Origin of the sequence: Myxococcus sp. CA033 (assembly GCF_013336625.1) — a bacterium.
GTDB classification, from domain to species: Bacteria; Myxococcota; Myxococcia; order Myxococcales; family Myxococcaceae; genus Myxococcus; species Myxococcus llanfairpwllgwyngyllgogerychwyrndrobwllllantysiliogogogochensis.
In genome coordinates this window covers 476,453-493,179 of the sequence record NZ_JABUMU010000001.1, presented here as the reverse complement: position 1 = coordinate 493,179, position 16,727 = coordinate 476,453, and the positions used below count along the sequence as shown (strand labels likewise).

Below are 16,727 nucleotides of genomic sequence, written 5' to 3'. Positions count from 1 at the left end.
ACACCCGTGGCCGGCGGGCGTGGAGCGTCACGGGGCCGGTGCGCGCACCTTCTCCACGGCGGTGGTCACGTCGGACCACTCCCTGGCGCTCAGGTGCATGCCGAAGACGCGACCCACCTCCAGCTTCTCGCGCGCGACGACCTCCACCGTCTCGGCGAGCTGTTGCACGTTGAAGAACGAGCCATCCGGCATCGGCTGCACCAGGTCGCTGGTGTACAGGAGGCGGTGCTCGGGCAGTCCGACGAAGAGCATGCGCTCGCCCGTCTCGGTGCGCACCGGCACCAGCTCCATGCGGTTCTTCCCGGAGCCCAGCGTGGTGCGCGTGCCGACGGGACGAATCGCACTGGAGCGAGGCGACTTCGCGAGCGCATCCGGCGTGAGGGTGCGGGGCGACTTCAAGAGGCGCTCCACCAGTGGACGGTTGAGGTCCAGCACATGGAGGGGCACCCCGCGAGCGACGTACTCCCGCAGTCCGCCGATGTGGGGCCACGCATCGCTGGTGGTCACCACGGCCTTCACCTTCACGCCCGGGAAGCGCCGCTGGGCCTCATCCATCACTCGCGCCGAGTAGCCCGAGGACAAGGGTGCCTCGATGATGACCAGACCGTCGTCCTGCTTCACGAGGACGACGTCCCAGGCGCCGGGCAGGTGCACCACGCCAGGCACCAGCTCGACGGCGGGCCGGTCGGGCCGGCCCAGTGGAGCGGTCTCCGCCGTGGTCTTGCTCCGCGCCGCGAAGCCCTTGCGCACGTCCTCGGGAATGGAGAAGTCCGACTCGGACAACTTCGGCTCCAGCTCCAGCCGCGTCACCGTGAAGGAGTGATAGGCGTTGCCATTGCGCTCCCATTCCCAGTGTCGGGGGTAACGCAGGCCCCCGGACTCCAGGGACCAGGACTGGAACGACAGCCGGGTGCGCACGTCACCCCAGACGCTCCAGAAGAAGTCACCAGGGTGCGCGTCCACGGTCTCCACCTGAGTGGGCAGCCCGGTCCGGGCATTGAGGAACAGCTTCGCCGTCGCGCTCCCACGGTGGAACGTCACCACATGGTGGGGCACGTCCTGCAACATGGTGTCGGGAAGAGCGCGCAGGTCGGCGGCCTCCAGCGCGGTGAAGAGGACCCGCTCGGGAGCGAAGTCCAGGCGCTCCTCCATGTCCTGGAGCTGCGCGGCGCCGGCGGGGAACAGCTTTCCACCGCGCTCCATCGCCACCACGCCGTCGGCCATCATCATCGTCACGGCCTGCCAGGAGTCGAGGCCCGCGGCCCCTCGGCTCTCCGTCTTCTGACGCAGGCGCCGGTGGCGCAGGTCCCGAACCTCCTCGAGCTGTTCGTACATGACGAGCCAGGGCGCGGCGGGGCGCTCGGACTGCTCCAGCAGGTTCCAGTGGCCGATGCCGTGAATGCGCAGGCTGGAGAGGGCCCGCAGCCGTGCTTCACCGCCCATGGCCTCCAGGGCGGCCTGGACGCGGGGCCGGGCGGTGTCTTCGGCGGAGCGCGCGGTGGAGGCGAACAGCAGCGTGGCGAGCACGAGTGACAGTGGAAGTCTTCTCATGCCCGCCAGGATGTCGCCGCGCGCATCGCCCTTCCGAGGCGTGCAGGGAATGGCGTGAAACGCGCGGCGAGTGGTGAGCCCGGTGCGGCGAACGGCGTCGCGGGCTTCAGTCTCCGGAGACGGCGAGCTGCCAGTCACCCGTCTTGCTGATGCCCACGCGCAGGCCGTAGTAACTGTCGCGCGTCTCCCGCATGCCCTTCAACTCCGCCTCCGAATAGACGTCGGAAAGCGCCTTCCAGTCCTCCGGGTTCTTGACGCCGGTCACGTGAAGCCAGGGCCAGTAATAGATGCCGCCTTGCAGCGCGTAGGGAAGGTCCAGCACGTTGACGAGGCGCGCGAGGATGGGCTCGCCCTCGGCCTCTCGTTCCTTCCAGTACGCCGCGACGTCGTCGCCATCGCCGAAGGTGAAGCGCACGCTCTTGCCCTTTTCGTCCGCCAGCTTGGAGAGCTGCGCGTAGTCACAGGCCCTGGCGGCGGCGATGATGCGGCGGCGCATGTCCTCCACGGCCTTCGGCGGCGGCGGCGGGCCCGTGCGCGGCTCCGGGAGAGGCAGGTCCATCGCGGAGCACTTCACGGCGCCCGCGTCGCCAGGGCTCCCAGCCAGGAGGCCCGCGTCCGTGGTGCCCGCGTCCTCCACGCGCGAGCCAGAGTCGGAGCTTGCGACAGTCCCACCACCCTCGGCCCGAGGACTCGCGGGCGCGGCGGGGGGCTGAGTCTCCGTGGACGGAGGCGGTGTGCTGGCATCCTCCCCCGACGGCGGAGTGGAGGCGCGCGGGGTACAGGCGAGGAGCGAGGCCGCGGCGCAGACGGACAGGAGCGTGAACCGGTTCATGGCCCGCCTATGTAGACCAGGGGCGGCGGGCGAAGGTCCGGTTTCAGTGCGCCGTGTCGTTCAAGTGCCGCCTTCTGGTGACTCGATGACGACCGCGAAGGGGTCGAAGGGCTTGTCGCTCTTCTTCTTCGTGGACGTATTGGGCATGCCGTACTCGCCGGTGGGGTGCTCCGGTCGCACGGAGGTGTACGGGTCGATTTTCACGGGGACGCCGAACACCTTCGGGTTCTTCTTCGGCTCCGACGGCCCGCCAAAGTTCGAACGGTTGTCTTCGCTCATTCCCGCAGTCTACCGCGTCGGCCGGCCGGTTGCTTTCGGGCCAGCCCTGCACGGACTGCTTGGGTCTCGTCGTGGACAGGGCGATACTCCCGGCCCATGTGTGGCCGTGTCACCGTTCGGACTTCTCCAGACCAGCTCGTGGTGGAGCTGGGGCTTGCTGGCATTCGCGCGGCGGTGGATCGCCCGCGCTTCAACCTGGCGCCCACGCAGTTGATGCCCGTGGTGCCCAATGACGGCGCGCGGATGTTGGATGCGTTTCGTTGGGGGCTCATCCCTTCGTGGGCGAAGGACGCGAGCATCGGCAACAAGCTCATCAACGCACGCGGTGAGACGGTGGCGGAGAAGCCCAGCTTCCGCAGCGCGCTCAAGCGGCGGCGGTGTCTGGTGGTGGTGGACGGTTGGTATGAGTGGAAGCAGTCCACGAAGCCAAAGACGCCCTTCCTCTTCCACCGTGAGGACGACAAGCCCCTGGCGCTCGCCGGGCTGTGGGAGGAGTGGACGGCGCCGGACACGGGTGAGGTGCTGCGCACGTGCACCATCATCACCACGGGCCCCAACGCGCTGATGGCGCCGATTCACGACCGGATGCCCGTCATCCTCTCTCCGCAGGCGCAGGAAGTATGGCTGCGTCCGGAGCCCCAGGAGGCGGCGGTGTTGTTGCCGCTGCTGGTGCCCGCCGTCGATGGCGGGATGGAGGCCTACGAGGTCTCGCGCGTGGTCAACATCCCCACGAACGACGTGCCCGCGTGTGTGGAGCGCGTGGCCGCATAGCGCGAGTGCCGTTACGCCTTGCGCCGCACGCGTGAGTCCAGGCTCCAGGGCCCTCCGCCGATGAGGGCCACCGCCACCATCACCGTGAGATAGAGCAGCGCCAGTTCCATGCGCCCGAACGGGTCCGCGCGGTGGCGGAACAACGCCACCAGCATGGTGAAGCCCGCCATCGCCGCGGCCGGCCGTGTGAAGAGCCCCACCGCCACGAGCACCCCGCCCACCAGCTCCGCCAACGACGCGCACCACGCGAAGAAGAGCGGAAAGGGGAACCCCAGCTCCGCCACGCCCGCGGCGAATCGGGACATGTCTCCGGTGACTTTCGGCAACCCATGCCCCAGTCCCAGCGCGAGCCCAAATACAGCCCGCACCAGCGTCCAGCCCAACGCCATTCTTCCCACCATGTCGTAGTCCTCCAAAGCGTTGCCGCATCCTCGCATGACGTCGTCGTGCCTCGAACCGAAGGATTCCCAGCGAGGCGTTCATTCCCTGTCGCGTCGCGAATCGCGGCGGACATTCCAGAAGGAAAAGGGGCGCCCTATGAGCGAGCAGCGAAGGTCGTCGTGTGTCCAGCGCAAGGGGATGCGACTGGGGCTCATGTCATGGCTGTGTCTGAGCGCGGTGGGCTGTGGCGGAGTCGCCGAGCCCGAAGTCGCGGGGCCCGAGCAGTCGTCTTCCGCGTCCGCGATGCAGGTGGAGCGCGTGCGTGATTCGGCGGAGCTCGCGAAGATGCGGGACTACGTCGATTCGCTCTACGACGCGAAGTCCGTGGTGCACCGCTTCACCAGCAAGGGAGGAGATGGCATCGACTGCGTGCCGTTGTACGCACAGCCCGCGCTGCGGCAGCCTGGCATGGAGAATCACCGCATCCAGCTCGCTCCGGGAACCGAGCCCGTGCTCCCGCCCGAGCGCCTCGCTCCGTCCCCCACCGCGCCCTCTGAGAAGTGGCGGGCTCAGCCCGCGACGCTGGAGGGCCTCGAGACGGCTCCGGACGACCTGGACGCCACCGGCGCGCTGCGCCGCTGCCCCGTGGGCTCCGTGCCCATTGTCCGACTGACGCTCGACACGCTCAAGCGCTTCGAGTCGCTGGAGGACTTCCGTCAGAAGGTGCCCGGTCACCTGCGGGGCAACGTCTCGGTGGAGACCGACAAGCTCCGCTCGCTGGCGAGCGCCACGCCGTCCGCGCGCTCGGGCCCCACGGACCTGCACCAGTACGCGCACACCGCGCAAGGGGTGAGCAATTGGGGCGCGGAGGCCATCTTCAACATCTGGAGCCCGTACACGGAGCTGTCCAGCGAGTTCAGCCTGTCGCAGATGTGGGTCGTCCGCGGCTCGGGCTCGAACCTGGAGACGGTGGAGGCGGGCTGGCAGAAGTACCGCGACCTCTACGGTGATGACCGGGCGCGCCTCTTCATCTACTTCACGCCCGACAACTACGGCAGCGGCGGCTGCTACAACTTGAGCTGCGGCGCGTTCGTCCAGGTCAACAACACCGTCAGCATCGGCGGAGGCTTCAACAACTACAGCGTCACCAACGGCGCGCAGTACGAGTTCAAGTTGATGTGGTTCAAGGATGGCACCACGGGCGCCTGGTGGCTGAAGTTCCAGGACATCTGGGTGGGCTACTACCCGCGCACGCGCTTCGACGCCGCGGGGTTGATGGACCGGGCCGACGTCATCGACTACGGCGGTGAAATCATCGACAACCGCAATGGCAACCTCCACACGTCCACGGACATGGGCGGCGGCGCCTATCCCGGCGTGGGCTGGGCCAATGCCGCCTACACGCGCAACCTGCTCTACGTGGACACCACCAACGTCTATCGGGAGCCGACCTCGCTGGGCGCCTGGCGCAATGACAGCAACTGCTACGACATCATCCAGTACAACAACCCCGGTGGCTGGGGCCGGTACTTCTACTTCGGTGGCCCGGGCTACAACGCCAACTGCATGTAGTCGCCCCGCGTGACGGGGGTGGGGAGCGGGCGCAAGGCGGGCCCGTTCCCCGTCGGAGTGCTCTGTCGGAGGGTGTCGGGGCAGGGGCGCGGGCCATGGCTGGCCCAGGACACGCGTCGAGGTCAGGTTGAAGGCTGGATGGGGGCCTCCTCTCACCGTGTCGGCCGGGCAAAGGGGCTCGGGCTCGCCCGGTGGTCAGGGTGGAGCCGAGCGGGGAGCCTCCGGAACGGGAGCGCCATGCAGACCGAGAACCCAACCCTGGACTTGGACAAGGTGGACGAGGCGGTGAGTGGGAACATCGTCGACGCGGGGCCGGACCACCTCACGGTGCACGACATCGGCGCGGGCGAGGACCTCACGCTGCGCATCGACGACCGCACCACCTACGGCTGGACGGATTCGCGCTACCGGGGGCAGTTGACCGACGCGGCCCAGGTCCGGGTGGGCTTCTATATCGCCGGAGGCGTGCACACGGCCGCGGAGATCATCGTGATGGACCCGGGGCAGGGCGAATCCATCGCGGCGGAGGTCCTGCCCAGCCAGTACCAGTGAGCACGCACCGGAAGGGGCGTAACGCCGCCTCCCGTAGACCCTGGCGCTATGACGCACGCTTGGGGGCGCGCAGGTCGGTGATGGCCAGGGGGTGGCGCGCGCCCTGGGGTGAGACGAGGGCCGCGTTGAGGATGAAGTCCTGGCCCATGCGCAGCTCCAGGGTGGTGGGCCCCTTGTGCGTGGTGCGCCAGTCCAGCTCGATGCGCACGGTGCCCAACAGCTCGCGCTCCACGGTGGTGGTGTCGAGCGACTCGAAGAGGGCGACGGAGATGGGGCCGGGGATGAGCGGCAGCTCCAGCGTCACGGACTTCGTCGCGGGAACCGGCGTGTTGGCGGGGATGACCTCGTGCTGCGCGCCGCCGGGCACCATGATGCCAATGGGCATGGGCACCACGTCCGCCAGCCCGTTGATGCCTCGCGCCAGGTTGCGTCCGAGGATGGCCGCGCCGACGGCGACACCCAGCTCCGGGTTGACCTCCTTGTCCGACGACAGGCGCTTGAAGTGGGAGAAGCGCTCGCGGATGACCGGCATGCGCGTCTGGCCGCCCACCAGCACCAGCTCGTCGACGTGCTCGGCCTTCAGCTTCGCGCGCTCCAGCACGTCGTCGCACGCGGACGCGGCTCGCTCGATGAGCTGGAACACCATCGACTCCAGTTGCTTGCGCGTGAGCGTGTAGTCGAAGTCGACGAAGCCGCCGTCCTTCTGGGCGATGCAGGGCACGCGCAGCACGGTGGAGTCACGCGCGCTGAGCGTCATCTTCGCGGACTCGGCGGCGAACACCAGCCGCTGCATCACCACCTGGTTGCCGCGCAGGTCGATGCCGTGCTGACGCTGGAAGTCCGCCACCAGCATCTCGACGATGCGCTCGTCGAAGTTGGCACCGCCCAGGAACGCGTCGCCGCCGGTGGCCAGCACCTTCACGATGCGGTTCTGCACCGCGAGCAGCGTGGCGTCGAACGTGCCACCGCCCAGGTCGAACACCATCACCGTCTGCTCGGGGTTGCGCAGATTGGCGTAGTAGAGCGCCGCCGCGGTCGGCTCGTTGATGATGGCGCGCACCTGGAGCCCGCACTGCTCGGCGGCCTGTCGCACCGCCTCGCGCTGGCGGATGCTGGCGTGCGCGGGCACGGTGAGCACGCACTCGCGGAAGGGCTCTCCGGCCGCGTGGGTCGCCAGCGTGAGAATCTGCCGGATGACCAGCTGGGTGACGTCCGTCAGCGACGTCACCTTCCCGTACATCTTCACCGCGGTGTAGCCGTCGGGTGCCTCGACGAGTTCGAAGGCGTACTTGTCCTTGTGCTGCGTCACGTACTCGGACTGGTAGCGGCGTCCGAGGAAGCGCTTGGCGCCGAAGACGGTGTGCCGAGGGTCGTCGATGATTTGCCGCCGCGCCGCGTAGCCGACGATGGCCTTGTCCGCCGCGTGGAACCACACCACTGAAGGCAGCGTGAAGCTCTTGTCCGTCACGGGCACCAGCCGCAGCTTGCCCGTCTTGTCGAAGAACGCCGCCGACGTGTTGGTGGTCCCGAAGTCGATTCCGAGGATGGGGGCCGTGCTCATTCGCCCCCGACTCTCCCACGTCCTGAGCAACGGTTCAGCTCCGGAGATTCCATGCTCTCCAGGCTCGCGGATTATTGCGCCCACGAGCTGTCCGTTCCACCACACCCGGGGTGGGTGTCCCTACACGTGCTCCATCACCATGACGGCGACGGTGTGGGGTGCGAGCGCCTCGTAGATGTGGGGCACGTCGCCGGAGAAGGTCGCGTAGTCGCCGGGGTTCAGCTCGACGGGAGCGTCGCTGGGGCCCGCGCGCAGGCGGCCCTTGCTGACGACCAGGTGTTCGACGCTGCCCGGAATGTGGGGCTGGGCGTGGCGGGCGGCGCCGGGCTCCAGGTTGATGACGTAGAGGTCCCTGCGCGCGCCCGGGGGGCAGGCGGACAGCATGATGCCGGTGAAGTGGGCCTGCTCGGAGCGGATGGCCGCGCCCTCGCCCGCTCGGATGACGCGCACCTCGCGGGTGGGTGGGTCGACGAGGCGACTGAAGGGCACACCCAGGGCCACGGCCAGCGCCCAGAGCGTCTCGATGCTGGGGTTGCCGGTGCCGGCCTCCAGTTGGGACAGCGTGGACTTGGAGAGGTTGGCGCGCCGGGCCAGCTCCGACAGCGACACGTCCGCGCGCTCACGCTCCCGGCGCAGCGCGATGGCGATGGCGTCCAGGGGGCGGGGTGGCTTGGGCGTTCGTTTTACCGGCATGGTCGTTCTTATTGACGAACGACAGGCTTCTGTCCACATTGATGCGCATGGGAAATGTGGATCGCGCCCTCGTCCGGGATGTGGGCGCCGTGGCGCTGGCGTCCGGAGTGGTGGGCGTGTCGTTTGGCGCGCTCGCGGTGGCGGCGGGGCTGTCGGTGTGGATGGCCCTCTTCATGTCGGTGGTGGTGTTCGCGGGAGGCGCGCAGTTCGTCGCGGTGGGCATGGTGGCGGCGGGCGCCACGCCGGTGGCGGCGGTGTTCGCGGGGCTGTTGCTCAACGCGAGGCATCTGCCGTTTGGAATGGCGGTGGCGGACGTGTTGGGGAAGCGGTGGCCCATGCGGCTGTTGGGCGCGCACCTGATGGTGGATGAGTCGGTGGCGTTCGCCCTGGCGCAGCGTGAGCCCGCGCGTAAGCGCGCGGCCTACTGGTTGTGCGGCGGCATGTTGTTCGTGGCGTGGAACCTGGGCGTCGTGGTGGGCGGGTGGGCGGGACGCGCGGTGGGCAATCCCGAGCTGCTGGGGCTCGACGCGGCGTTCCCCGCGAGCATGCTCGCGCTGCTGCTCCCGTCGCTGCTTCCTCCCAAGGAGGCGGACGCGTCCGATGCGGCGAAGAGCAGGGCCACGAAGGCGCGCCGGGTGGCGCTGGTGGGGGCGCTCATCGCGCTGGTGGCGACGCCGCTGTTGCCCGCGGGTGTGCCGGTGTTGTTGTCGATTCTCGCCGTGGGAGTGGCCCTGCGATGACGCTGTTGCCCATTCTGGTGCTGGCCCTGGGGACGTTTGGTTTTCGCATCGCCGGGCCGCTGCTGAGCGAGCGGCTCCAGTTGTCCGCGAGGGTGCAGGAGTTGATGTCCATGGCGACCATCGCGATGCTGGCGGCGCTCGTGGCCACGTCGACGTTGGTGGCGCAGGGAGGCTTCGTGGGGTGGTCGCGGCCGGCGGGGGTGTTCGTCGGCGCGCTCCTGGCCTGGCGGAGGCTGCCCTTCATCGCGGTGGTGGTCGCGGCGGCCGTCACCGCGGCGGGGCTGCGCCTGCTCGGAGTGCGGTAACTCCGAGGGGAAGACGGCCCGCTCCAGGACAGGGAGCGGGCCGTGAGCCACTCAGGGACAGGTGCCCTGGTTGTACCGCTTGGGATAGGGCGTCAGGGTGCCCGTGAAGACTGGATCCGCGCCACAGGCGCACTGCATCGTGCCGAGCACCGTCGTATAGGTCTTGTCGTAGTACTTGATGACGTACTGGCTCTCGCAGATGGCCTGTGCGGACACCTCACCCTCGGGCGAGGGGACTTCGTCTCCGCCTTCGTTGCCACCACCGCAGCCCACCAACAGCGCCGCCGCCAGCAGTCCTCCGAGAATGCTTCGCATGCGTCCTCCAGGAACGGGTCTCAGGTGCGTGTTGCACTTCGAGACTAGGTCATTGAACTCATCGCTGAAACCACGCCTCCGATGACGCAGCGCGCGCCCAGGCTTTCAGACAACCGTGGACGAAACCTTCAGCCTGTCTAGACGACAGCGTCCCGATAGCTCCCGCCCTGAGTACGGTCCGAGGGCGAAGTCCTCACGAGTTTGTGCGCGTGCTTCGAGTGGGAACGGTTCGTGATTGACGAATCGGGCCACCGTCGTGGAGCCAGACACCGTGGGTCGTGATAGCTGCGACACATGCGAACCAACGGACGATGGCTCGAATTGACGTTGCTGACGACAGCCCTCTGCCTGGCGGCCTGTGACTCGGATGACGACAACCCGGGTCCGGATGATGCGGGCGTGAGTGACGCCGGCACGGCGGACGCGGGTGGCTCGGATGCGGGCGTCAGCGACGCGGGCCCTGACGGCGGCCCCACGGACCCCGGCTTCGAGCAAGGTGACGGCGTCTCTCGCGAGTCCACCACGGTGGGCGGAATCGCGGTGGACCGCTACACATGGACGGACTCGCAGGGCCGTCCGCGCACGGTGTCGCTGAAGCGGCAGACGTCCGCGGGCAATGGCGGCTATGCCGTCCAGGTGACCTATCAGGTGCGGGCCGGCGGAGACTGGCGCACCGTGACGGTGGATGGCACGGCCGGCGGTGAGAGTGGCTTCGGCTACTTCGTCGGGCACGAGCTGTACCGGCAGTTCGACAACGGCTCGTCCGGCACCATCGCGGGCCTGCATGGAGAGGATGACTCACCGCTGGGGTATGGCTTCGCGGTGCAGGGCACGCACTCGGCCATCCTCCCGGGCTCCACGTTCGCGAGCCACACCTTCACCACGGCCTATCCGAAGTGGGGCACCCGGGTCGCCATGGCGGATGTGACGGCGAGCACTCCCGCGGCGTCGGCGGCCCATCAGAAGTTCATGGTGCCGCTCACCCTCCGGTGGGTCTTCCAGAAGGGCATGGACTTCCCGCGCATCGACACCCGGATGGACTTGGGCGAGGCGGTGGCGGGGCAGCTCTCGTTCGACATGCGCGGCCCCTACGGTGTCGTGGAGTTCGCGGACTCGGACACCCAGGCCGCGCTCAGCAACGTGCAGTGGGGTGACACGCGCAACCACTTCACCACGCAGGCGCCCGTGGCGAACCCGCTGACGACGCAGGCGGGCTGGACGTGGAACGAGCCCATCGGCACCACGCGCAAGTATCACAGCCTGCTCGCGCGGCACTCGAGCACGGGCGTGTTGTACGAGCTGGGCCTCGTCGAGCTGAAGCTGGGGCAGGACCCGGGACTCGTCTATGGCGGCTACAGCACCAACAACGGAACGACGAAGGCGGCCACGGGACGGGCGCTGTTGAGCGGGGACTTCTCCGCGGGCGAGTGGCCCTTCCAGTCCGCGCAGTACAGCGGGCTCAACGCGAACACGGGCGTGACGGGAAAGAAGTTCGCATGGGGCTCCAGCCCGTTCTACGGCTCGGCGCTCTCCTCCGTGTACTTCAACCCCGACTTCAGCACGTCCATCAACGCCTTCCCCGTGGGCAAGACGCTGCTCTACCGGACGTGTCTGGTGCTGGGCGTCTCCCCCTTCACCGACGCGAGCAGGAAGTCCCTGACGCGCGGGGTGGCGGAGAGCGCCTCTCCGAGCTGCGCGACGGCCGAGCCGCTCTGAGCCTTTCCTTCGAGGCCCCGTGACGAACGTCCGTCACGGGCCTCCAGCGGGGGCGGGCAGCAGCACGTCGACGACCTTCATGGCGAAGTTGTCGGCGTGGCCGTTGCCCCGGTTGGACAAACACACGACGGTGAGCCCGTCGTCGGGGAAGCGCACCATGTCGCTGCTGAAGCCCCAGTCCCCACCGGCGTACCAGAGGATGCGACGTCCGGCGTGACGTCCCCAGACGAGTCCAAAGGCATCATTGGCCTTGTGGTGCTCGAGTTCTCGCGGACGCCGCTACTCTCTCAGCCGCGTCTCCGGTGCTCCATCGCGGCAGGCGGAGGTGGTGTACGTCTCATGTCGTGAGCGGACACCCCAGGAGGCGTGTTGGCCCTGGCAGTTCTGGCTGCGCCAGCCGACCAGGACGGTGTGGCCCTGGTCCGCGAAGTATTGATAGCGCTCCTCCCTGCGGGCATTCCCCGCCGTCGGCCGCTCCTGTCTGACTTCAAGGGCTCCGGCTCCCTCCTCGATGGGGGCGCTGGTGCACGCGCTCAGCAGGAGTCCGGCTACGAAAACCAGGGGCAGGGCGCGGCGCTTCCTGTCGAACGTCATCGTGCTTCTTCCTCCCGGGGGTTGAGTCCCGAGGTTCGCGTTCAGGGCGTTGATGACGGTTCCAGTGTGTTTCCCGGTGTGGCCCCTGTAGGTCGCTCGCCCGCAGGCGCTCGAAGGCGGAGCGATGGATGTTCCACTGCTGAAAGGGACTGGGCTGGCAGTCCGCCCGGAGGGTGATGCGCGCGCCGTCAGCGACAGGCTCCGGAGCACCCTCCACGCACGCGCCTGTCGCCGCGTTCTTCAGTTGGACCCCTCGAAAGCCCGGCGGAGGCGCGGCCCCCACGGCCTCGAAGGGCGTGAGGACCCACTGCTGCTCCAGCCCGCCATTGCAGCTCACGGCGGTCAGACGTCCGCCTTGTGCGCTCAGGCACAACCCGCCCTCCCGGATGACCTCCCAGCGCGCGGGAGCGCCGGACACGGGCGCGAACTCCCAGTCGAGCGCGGGGGCATGGCAGGGCGCCGGGCCCACCCCGCCGGGGCGCTGCTTGGAGGGCATCAAGCAGTACTGCTGTTTTTGATGATGGAGGACTGTCAGCGGGCCTTCGCCCGCACGCGCGGTCCGGGCCTCGGCAAGCAGCACCCCGAGGGCGATGACGCGGACAGTCAGGCGACCACGGGTTCGTGTCTCCAAGGGGCCCCTCCCCACGCGTCAGGACAGTGCCAAACGCGGACAGGGTGGGCGGGGCGAGCCGGGCAGGTCCATCCCAGAAAAATGGGATTCTCTGGAATAGGTGGCCGATGGGTGTGATTGGCTCCAGGCATGGTGACCCGTTCGCGGATGGAGCGTGAGTTGCTGGGTGTGCTGCGGGACCTGGCGGCGGCGGAGCTGCCGTTGGGCAAGCTGTTCACCCAGCTCAACCTGATGCTGAAGGAGCCGCTGGGCGTCGATGCGAGTTGTTGGCATGGGACGGACCCCGCGTCGGGGATGGTGACGTCCACGGTGATGGAGAACCTGGACCCGCGAGGCTTCGAGCGCGCGGCCTATCTGGAGTTGTGGGCGCCGGAGCCGCTGACGTTCGCCGGCCTGCGGGCGTTGGGGAAGCGGGTGGACTCGCTGAGTCACGCGGCGAAGGGGAAGCTCGACGACAGCGCGCGCTACCGGGAGCTGATCGCCCCGTTTGGCTTTGGCGACGAGATGCGCGTCAACTTCGACCTTCCGTCGGGATGCTGGGGCGCGGCGACGTTCCTGCGCGCGAAGGACCGGGGTGCCTACACCGAGGCAGAGGTCGGGATGATGGACCGGTTCTCCTCGCACATCGGTCAGATGCTGTGGCGGTCCTACCGGGGCACCGTGCCCCAGGGCGAAGGGCAGCCGCTCCCGGGCATCGCGGTGCTGGGGCCGCGAGGGCATTTGATGTCCGCGGACCCTCGGGCCGAGGCCGTGCTGGCGGAGCTCGCCGAGACGTCACCCTCGTCCACGGGCGTGCCGTCCGGACTCATCACCGTCGCCGAACATGCGCGAGGGCTGGGCGCCGCGGGACGCATGGACGTGCCGTCGCGCTCCCGGGTGCGCACGAGCACGGGGCAGTGGCTCACGCTGCATGCCTCGTTGCTGGAGGGACGCCCCGATGGTCAGGTCGCCATCGTGGTGACGCCCGCCACGCCGGCGGAGGTGCTGCCCATGGCGTTGATGAGCCTGGGGCTCACCGCCCGTGAGCAGGACGTCGCCATCCTCGTTGCCCGAGGGAACAACACCAGCACCATCGCGCGGAGTCTGTTCATCACCCCGGCGACGGTGCAGGACCACCTGAAGTCCATCTTCACCAAGGCGGGGGTGCGCAGCCGTCGAGAGTTCATCGCCCGTCTCGTGGGCACCTCTGCGGGCCAGGCTCCGGCGGGTGTCACGGCGCGAGGAGCATGAAGCGCGCCGTGTCCCGTGTGGCTTCCGTGTGAGGATTTCGAGCCCGCCTCCGTCACGGAGCAGACGCTATGTCTCGGATTGGCCGCGCCGCAGGCCCAGGGCCTTCATCTTCTTGTAGAAGTGGCCCCGCTCGAGGTCCAGCAGCCGGGCCGCCTCCGTCACGTTGTCGTGCGTATGCGCGAGCACGTACAGGATGATCTCCCGCTCGGCGTCCTCCACCTGCTCGCGGAAGGTCTTGTCCGCGCGCGGATGGAAGCCCGCATGCACCGGGGCCGACAGCGGGGGAGGGGGCGCCACCAGGGCCGGAGCCGGAGTGCTGGCCGCCGCCACCACGGCCGAGTCCAGGGTGGGCGGAGGCGGAGTCCACGCCGTTGACGTCTCCACCACCGGAGGAGGCACGCCACCGCGCCCCCGAGGCAACAGCTCCAGCGCGTCCGTCCGGGTGACGATGGGGCCCTCGCAGAGGATGGCCAGGCGGTCGACCAGGTTGCGCAGCTCGCGCACGTTGCCCGGGTAGTCATAGGCGCTCATCACCGACAGCGCATCCGGCGACAGCGTCAGCGGGCGGCGCCCGTTCTTCGCGCAGGCCTCGCGCAGGAAGGTCCCGATGAGGTCCGGCAGGTCCTCGCGCCGCTCGCGCAGGGGCGGCGAGTGAATCTGTACGACGTTGATGCGGTAATACAAATCCTCGCGGAAGCGCCCGGCGGAGATCTCCTTCTCCAGATTCTTGTTCGTGGCCGCGATGACCCGCACGTCCACCTTGAGCGTCTCCGCGCCGCCCACCCGCTCCAGCTCGCCTTCCTGCAACACGCGCAGGAGCTTGGCCTGCATGGCCGGCGGCATGTCCCCAATCTCATCGAGGAACAGAGTGCCTTCGTGCGCCAGCTCGAACTTTCCGCGCCGCACGCTCACCGCGCCGGTGAAGGCGCCCTTCTCGTGGCCGAATAGTTCGCTTTCAATCAACTCGTGCGGCACCGCCGCGCAGTTGAGCTTCACGAAGGGGTTGGCCTTGCGCCGGGAGTGCTGGTGCAGCGCGCGGGCGATGAGCTCCTTGCCCGTGCCGTTCTCACCGGTAATCAGCACCCGCCCCTCCGAGGGCGCCGTGCGCTGGATGAGCGAGAAGATGCGCTGCATGGCCGGGCCACTGCCCACCATGTCGTAGCGTCCCAGCTGCTCGCGCAGCTCCCGCAGTTCCTCCATCGCCGCCTGGTGCTTGAGCACGTTGCGCAGCGCGACGAGCAACCGCTCCCGGGCGATGGGCTTCTCCAGGAAGTCGCGCGCCCCCAGCTGCGTCGCCTTCACCGCCGTGTCGATGGTGCCGTGTCCCGACATCATGATGACGGGCAGCTCCGGCTTGAGCTCCGTGAGCCGGGCCAGCGCCGTCAACCCATCCATGTCCGGCATCTTCACGTCCATCAACACCGCGTCCACCGGACGCGCGCTCACCACGTCGAGCGCCACCTGACCGCTGGCCGCCAGATGTGTCTGATACCCCGCCAGCTGCAACGACTGGCTCAGTGTCAGCAGAATGTTCTTCTCGTCATCGACGATGAGGACGGATGCGGGCATGTGGGGCGCTCCCGGCCTGGGGCCACGTCACGCGGCCACTCACGGGCAAGGGCCACAATCTCATGGAAATTATTTGGACATTCAAGGGTTTCGGCGCGCCGAGGCGTGTCTCGAAAGGGACAAATGCTTTGACTCACCCTGGCGACTGCGACTACACGCGACCCGAATACCCGCCCCCTGCGGGTGCTTATTTCGTCTTCAAGATTTTCGGGAGGAATGATGCGTCGGATTTCTCTTTGGGCGGGCCTCGGCCTCGCCATGGCCGTGCTGACCGGCTGCCCCCCCAGCTACCCCAACTGCAACGATGACTCGACCTGCTCCGAGAAGGGCGAGGTCTGTGTCCAGGGCCAGTGCCAGGAGTGCGCCACCGACGCGAACTGCAAGGAGGGCTTCACGTGCCAGGGCAACAAGTGCGCGCCCAAGCCCCCCGAGTGCACGGTGGACAACCAGTGTGGTGATGGCCGCATCTGCGAGGCCGGCAAGTGCGCCGAGGCCCAGTGCAAGGACGACTCCAGCTGCCCCTCCGGCGGCAAGTGCCAGGCGGGCCGTTGCCAGGCCCCCACGGACACCTGCGCGTCCAACTCCGACTGCGGTGAGGGTCAGGAGTGCAGCGCCGGCCGTTGCGTGACGGCCTCCGCGGACAAGTGCGACTGGAGCCCGGTGCGCTTCGGCTTCAACGAGTCCTCGCTGACCTCCGAGGCCCAGCAGCGCCTGTCCGACCTGGCCACGTGCCTGAAGACGGGCCAGCAGGGCAAGCTGACCCTCGCGGGCCACGCCGACGAGCGCGGCACCGAGGAGTTCAACCTCCAGCTGTCCAACCGCCGTGCGCAGGCCGTCAAGCGCTACCTGACGGACCTGGGCGTGAAGTCCAACGCGGTGACGACGGTGGGTTACGGTGAGACCCGGCCGGCGAACAACACCTCGTCCGAGGACGCCTGGTCCGAGAACCGCCGCGTCGAGTTCCAGCGCTAGTTGAGGCTGGGGTAGGCTGTGCGCCACATGGCCGTCCACGAGCCGGAAGCGCGGCAGTCCTATCTCGTTTTTGCCTGCGGTAGCAGCTGGTACGCGGTGCCCGCGGAGAGCGCGGCGGAGGTCGTTACCTTCCCCGAGCTCACGCGGGTACCGGGCTCCCCTGCCCATCTGCTGGGCGTGTTCGCCCACCGAGGAGAGGTCATCCCGGTGGTGGACATGGGCCTGCTGGTGGCGGGGGTGAGCCAATCCTCGCGGCGGGCCGTGCTGGTGCGGCTGCCGCGCGGCACCCTGGGCCTCACGGCGAGCACGGTTGCGGGGGTCTCCCCGGTGACGGGCGCGCTGGAGCCGCTGGGCTCCACTGGCGTCCAGGTCCACCTGAAGGGCCCCGCCAAGAGTGGTCCCCGGGATGTGGCCGTCATCGACCCCGAAGGGCTCTTCGACCATCTCAGCCAGGGGGCTTGAC

At 68.6% G+C, this 16,727-nt stretch carries 19 protein-coding genes; 9 read left to right on the top strand and 10 right to left on the bottom strand.

Annotation, left to right across the window (positions count from 1 at the left end; translation table 11 throughout):
* Positions 1–27 precede the first annotated feature (27 nt).
* The 3 genes from HUA78_RS01910 to HUA78_RS01900 all read right to left on the bottom strand — a co-directional run bounded on the left by HUA78_RS01910 (position 28) and on the right by HUA78_RS01900 (position 2,662).
* The gene (locus tag HUA78_RS01910) at positions 28–1,551 is read right to left on the bottom strand and encodes a hypothetical protein (RefSeq protein ID WP_174475530.1); all 1,524 of its coding nucleotides are present in this window, start codon (positions 1,549–1,551) and stop codon (positions 28–30) included.
* Positions 1,552–1,657: 106 nt separating this feature from the next.
* Positions 1,658–2,383: a hypothetical protein gene (locus tag HUA78_RS46125; protein WP_254623522.1), complete on the bottom strand. Its 726-nt coding sequence runs from the start codon at positions 2,381–2,383 to the stop codon at positions 1,658–1,660.
* Between the two features lie 60 nt (positions 2,384–2,443).
* Positions 2,444–2,662 carry a hypothetical protein gene (locus HUA78_RS01900; protein ID WP_174453428.1) on the bottom strand — a complete coding sequence of 73 codons (219 nt, stop codon included), beginning with the start codon at positions 2,660–2,662 and terminating at the stop codon, positions 2,444–2,446.
* Between the two features lie 96 nt (positions 2,663–2,758).
* Here HUA78_RS01900 and HUA78_RS01895 point away from each other — a divergent pair, with 96 nt between their 5' ends.
* A complete protein-coding gene (locus HUA78_RS01895) occupies positions 2,759–3,433 on the top strand; it encodes an SOS response-associated peptidase (protein ID WP_141645719.1) in 675 nt (224 codons plus the stop codon).
* An 11-nt stretch (positions 3,434–3,444) separates the two neighbouring features.
* On the opposite strand, the gene HUA78_RS01890 is transcribed toward HUA78_RS01895, so the two are convergent.
* Positions 3,445–3,834, bottom strand: a complete 390-nt coding sequence (locus HUA78_RS01890; RefSeq protein WP_141645720.1) for a DoxX family protein — start codon at positions 3,832–3,834, stop codon at positions 3,445–3,447.
* A 136-nt stretch (positions 3,835–3,970) separates the two neighbouring features.
* Here HUA78_RS01890 and HUA78_RS01885 point away from each other — a divergent pair, with 136 nt between their 5' ends.
* Both HUA78_RS01885 and HUA78_RS01880 read left to right on the top strand, forming a co-directional pair.
* Complete coding sequence (locus HUA78_RS01885; protein ID WP_174475529.1) at positions 3,971–5,386, top strand: neprosin family prolyl endopeptidase; 1,416 nt, start codon at positions 3,971–3,973, stop codon at positions 5,384–5,386.
* 237 nt (positions 5,387–5,623) lie between these two features.
* Positions 5,624–5,938, top strand: coding sequence for a hypothetical protein (locus HUA78_RS01880; RefSeq protein WP_141645722.1), 315 nt, complete (start codon positions 5,624–5,626; stop codon positions 5,936–5,938).
* Positions 5,939–5,984: 46 nt separating this feature from the next.
* On the opposite strand, the gene HUA78_RS01875 is transcribed toward HUA78_RS01880, so the two are convergent.
* Both HUA78_RS01875 and HUA78_RS01870 read right to left on the bottom strand, forming a co-directional pair.
* The gene (locus tag HUA78_RS01875) at positions 5,985–7,499 is read right to left on the bottom strand and encodes an Hsp70 family protein (protein WP_174475528.1); all 1,515 of its coding nucleotides are present in this window, start codon (positions 7,497–7,499) and stop codon (positions 5,985–5,987) included.
* Positions 7,500–7,619: 120 nt separating this feature from the next.
* Positions 7,620–8,192 (bottom strand): helix-turn-helix domain-containing protein, encoded by a 573-nt coding sequence (locus HUA78_RS01870; RefSeq protein WP_174461298.1) that lies wholly within the window; start codon positions 8,190–8,192, stop codon positions 7,620–7,622.
* Positions 8,193–8,239: 47 nt separating this feature from the next.
* Here HUA78_RS01870 and HUA78_RS01865 point away from each other — a divergent pair, with 47 nt between their 5' ends.
* Both HUA78_RS01865 and HUA78_RS01860 read left to right on the top strand, forming a co-directional pair.
* Positions 8,240–8,932, top strand: coding sequence for an AzlC family ABC transporter permease (locus HUA78_RS01865; protein ID WP_174475842.1), 693 nt, complete (start codon positions 8,240–8,242; stop codon positions 8,930–8,932).
* Positions 8,929–9,237, top strand: a complete 309-nt coding sequence (locus tag HUA78_RS01860) for an AzlD domain-containing protein (RefSeq protein ID WP_174453431.1) — start codon at positions 8,929–8,931, stop codon at positions 9,235–9,237. The genes HUA78_RS01865 and HUA78_RS01860 overlap by 4 nt, the downstream gene beginning before the upstream one ends.
* Before the next feature lie 51 nt (positions 9,238–9,288).
* On the opposite strand, the gene HUA78_RS01855 is transcribed toward HUA78_RS01860, so the two are convergent.
* On the bottom strand, positions 9,289–9,552 hold the full coding sequence (locus tag HUA78_RS01855; RefSeq protein ID WP_141643875.1) for a hypothetical protein: 264 nt from the start codon (positions 9,550–9,552) through the stop codon (positions 9,289–9,291).
* A gap of 294 nt (positions 9,553–9,846) precedes the next feature.
* Here HUA78_RS01855 and HUA78_RS01850 point away from each other — a divergent pair, with 294 nt between their 5' ends.
* Entirely contained in the window at positions 9,847–11,268 is a 1,422-nt protein-coding gene (locus tag HUA78_RS01850; RefSeq protein WP_174475527.1) for a hypothetical protein, read from the top strand.
* Between the two features lie 33 nt (positions 11,269–11,301).
* On the opposite strand, the gene HUA78_RS47185 is transcribed toward HUA78_RS01850, so the two are convergent.
* The gene (locus tag HUA78_RS47185; RefSeq protein WP_256433093.1) at positions 11,302–11,427 is read right to left on the bottom strand and encodes a hypothetical protein; all 126 of its coding nucleotides are present in this window, start codon (positions 11,425–11,427) and stop codon (positions 11,302–11,304) included.
* A 120-nt stretch (positions 11,428–11,547) separates the two neighbouring features.
* A complete protein-coding gene (locus HUA78_RS01845; RefSeq protein ID WP_174475526.1) occupies positions 11,548–11,862 on the bottom strand; it encodes a DUF6289 family protein in 315 nt (104 codons plus the stop codon).
* 760 nt (positions 11,863–12,622) lie between these two features.
* Here HUA78_RS01845 and HUA78_RS01840 point away from each other — a divergent pair.
* The gene (locus HUA78_RS01840; RefSeq protein ID WP_174475525.1) at positions 12,623–13,723 is read left to right on the top strand and encodes a helix-turn-helix transcriptional regulator; all 1,101 of its coding nucleotides are present in this window, start codon (positions 12,623–12,625) and stop codon (positions 13,721–13,723) included.
* A 66-nt stretch (positions 13,724–13,789) separates the two neighbouring features.
* Here HUA78_RS01840 and HUA78_RS01835 read toward each other — a convergent pair whose 3' ends face one another.
* Positions 13,790–15,292 carry a sigma-54 dependent transcriptional regulator gene (locus HUA78_RS01835; protein WP_174475524.1) on the bottom strand — a complete coding sequence of 501 codons (1,503 nt, stop codon included), beginning with the start codon at positions 15,290–15,292 and terminating at the stop codon, positions 13,790–13,792.
* A gap of 219 nt (positions 15,293–15,511) precedes the next feature.
* Here HUA78_RS01835 and HUA78_RS01830 point away from each other — a divergent pair, with 219 nt between their 5' ends.
* Both HUA78_RS01830 and HUA78_RS01825 read left to right on the top strand, forming a co-directional pair.
* On the top strand, positions 15,512–16,264 hold the full coding sequence (locus HUA78_RS01830) for an OmpA family protein (RefSeq protein WP_141643905.1): 753 nt from the start codon (positions 15,512–15,514) through the stop codon (positions 16,262–16,264).
* Between the two features lie 27 nt (positions 16,265–16,291).
* On the top strand, positions 16,292–16,726 hold the full coding sequence (locus tag HUA78_RS01825) for a chemotaxis protein CheW (RefSeq protein ID WP_174461291.1): 435 nt from the start codon (positions 16,292–16,294) through the stop codon (positions 16,724–16,726).
* Position 16,727: the final 1 nt, after the last annotated feature.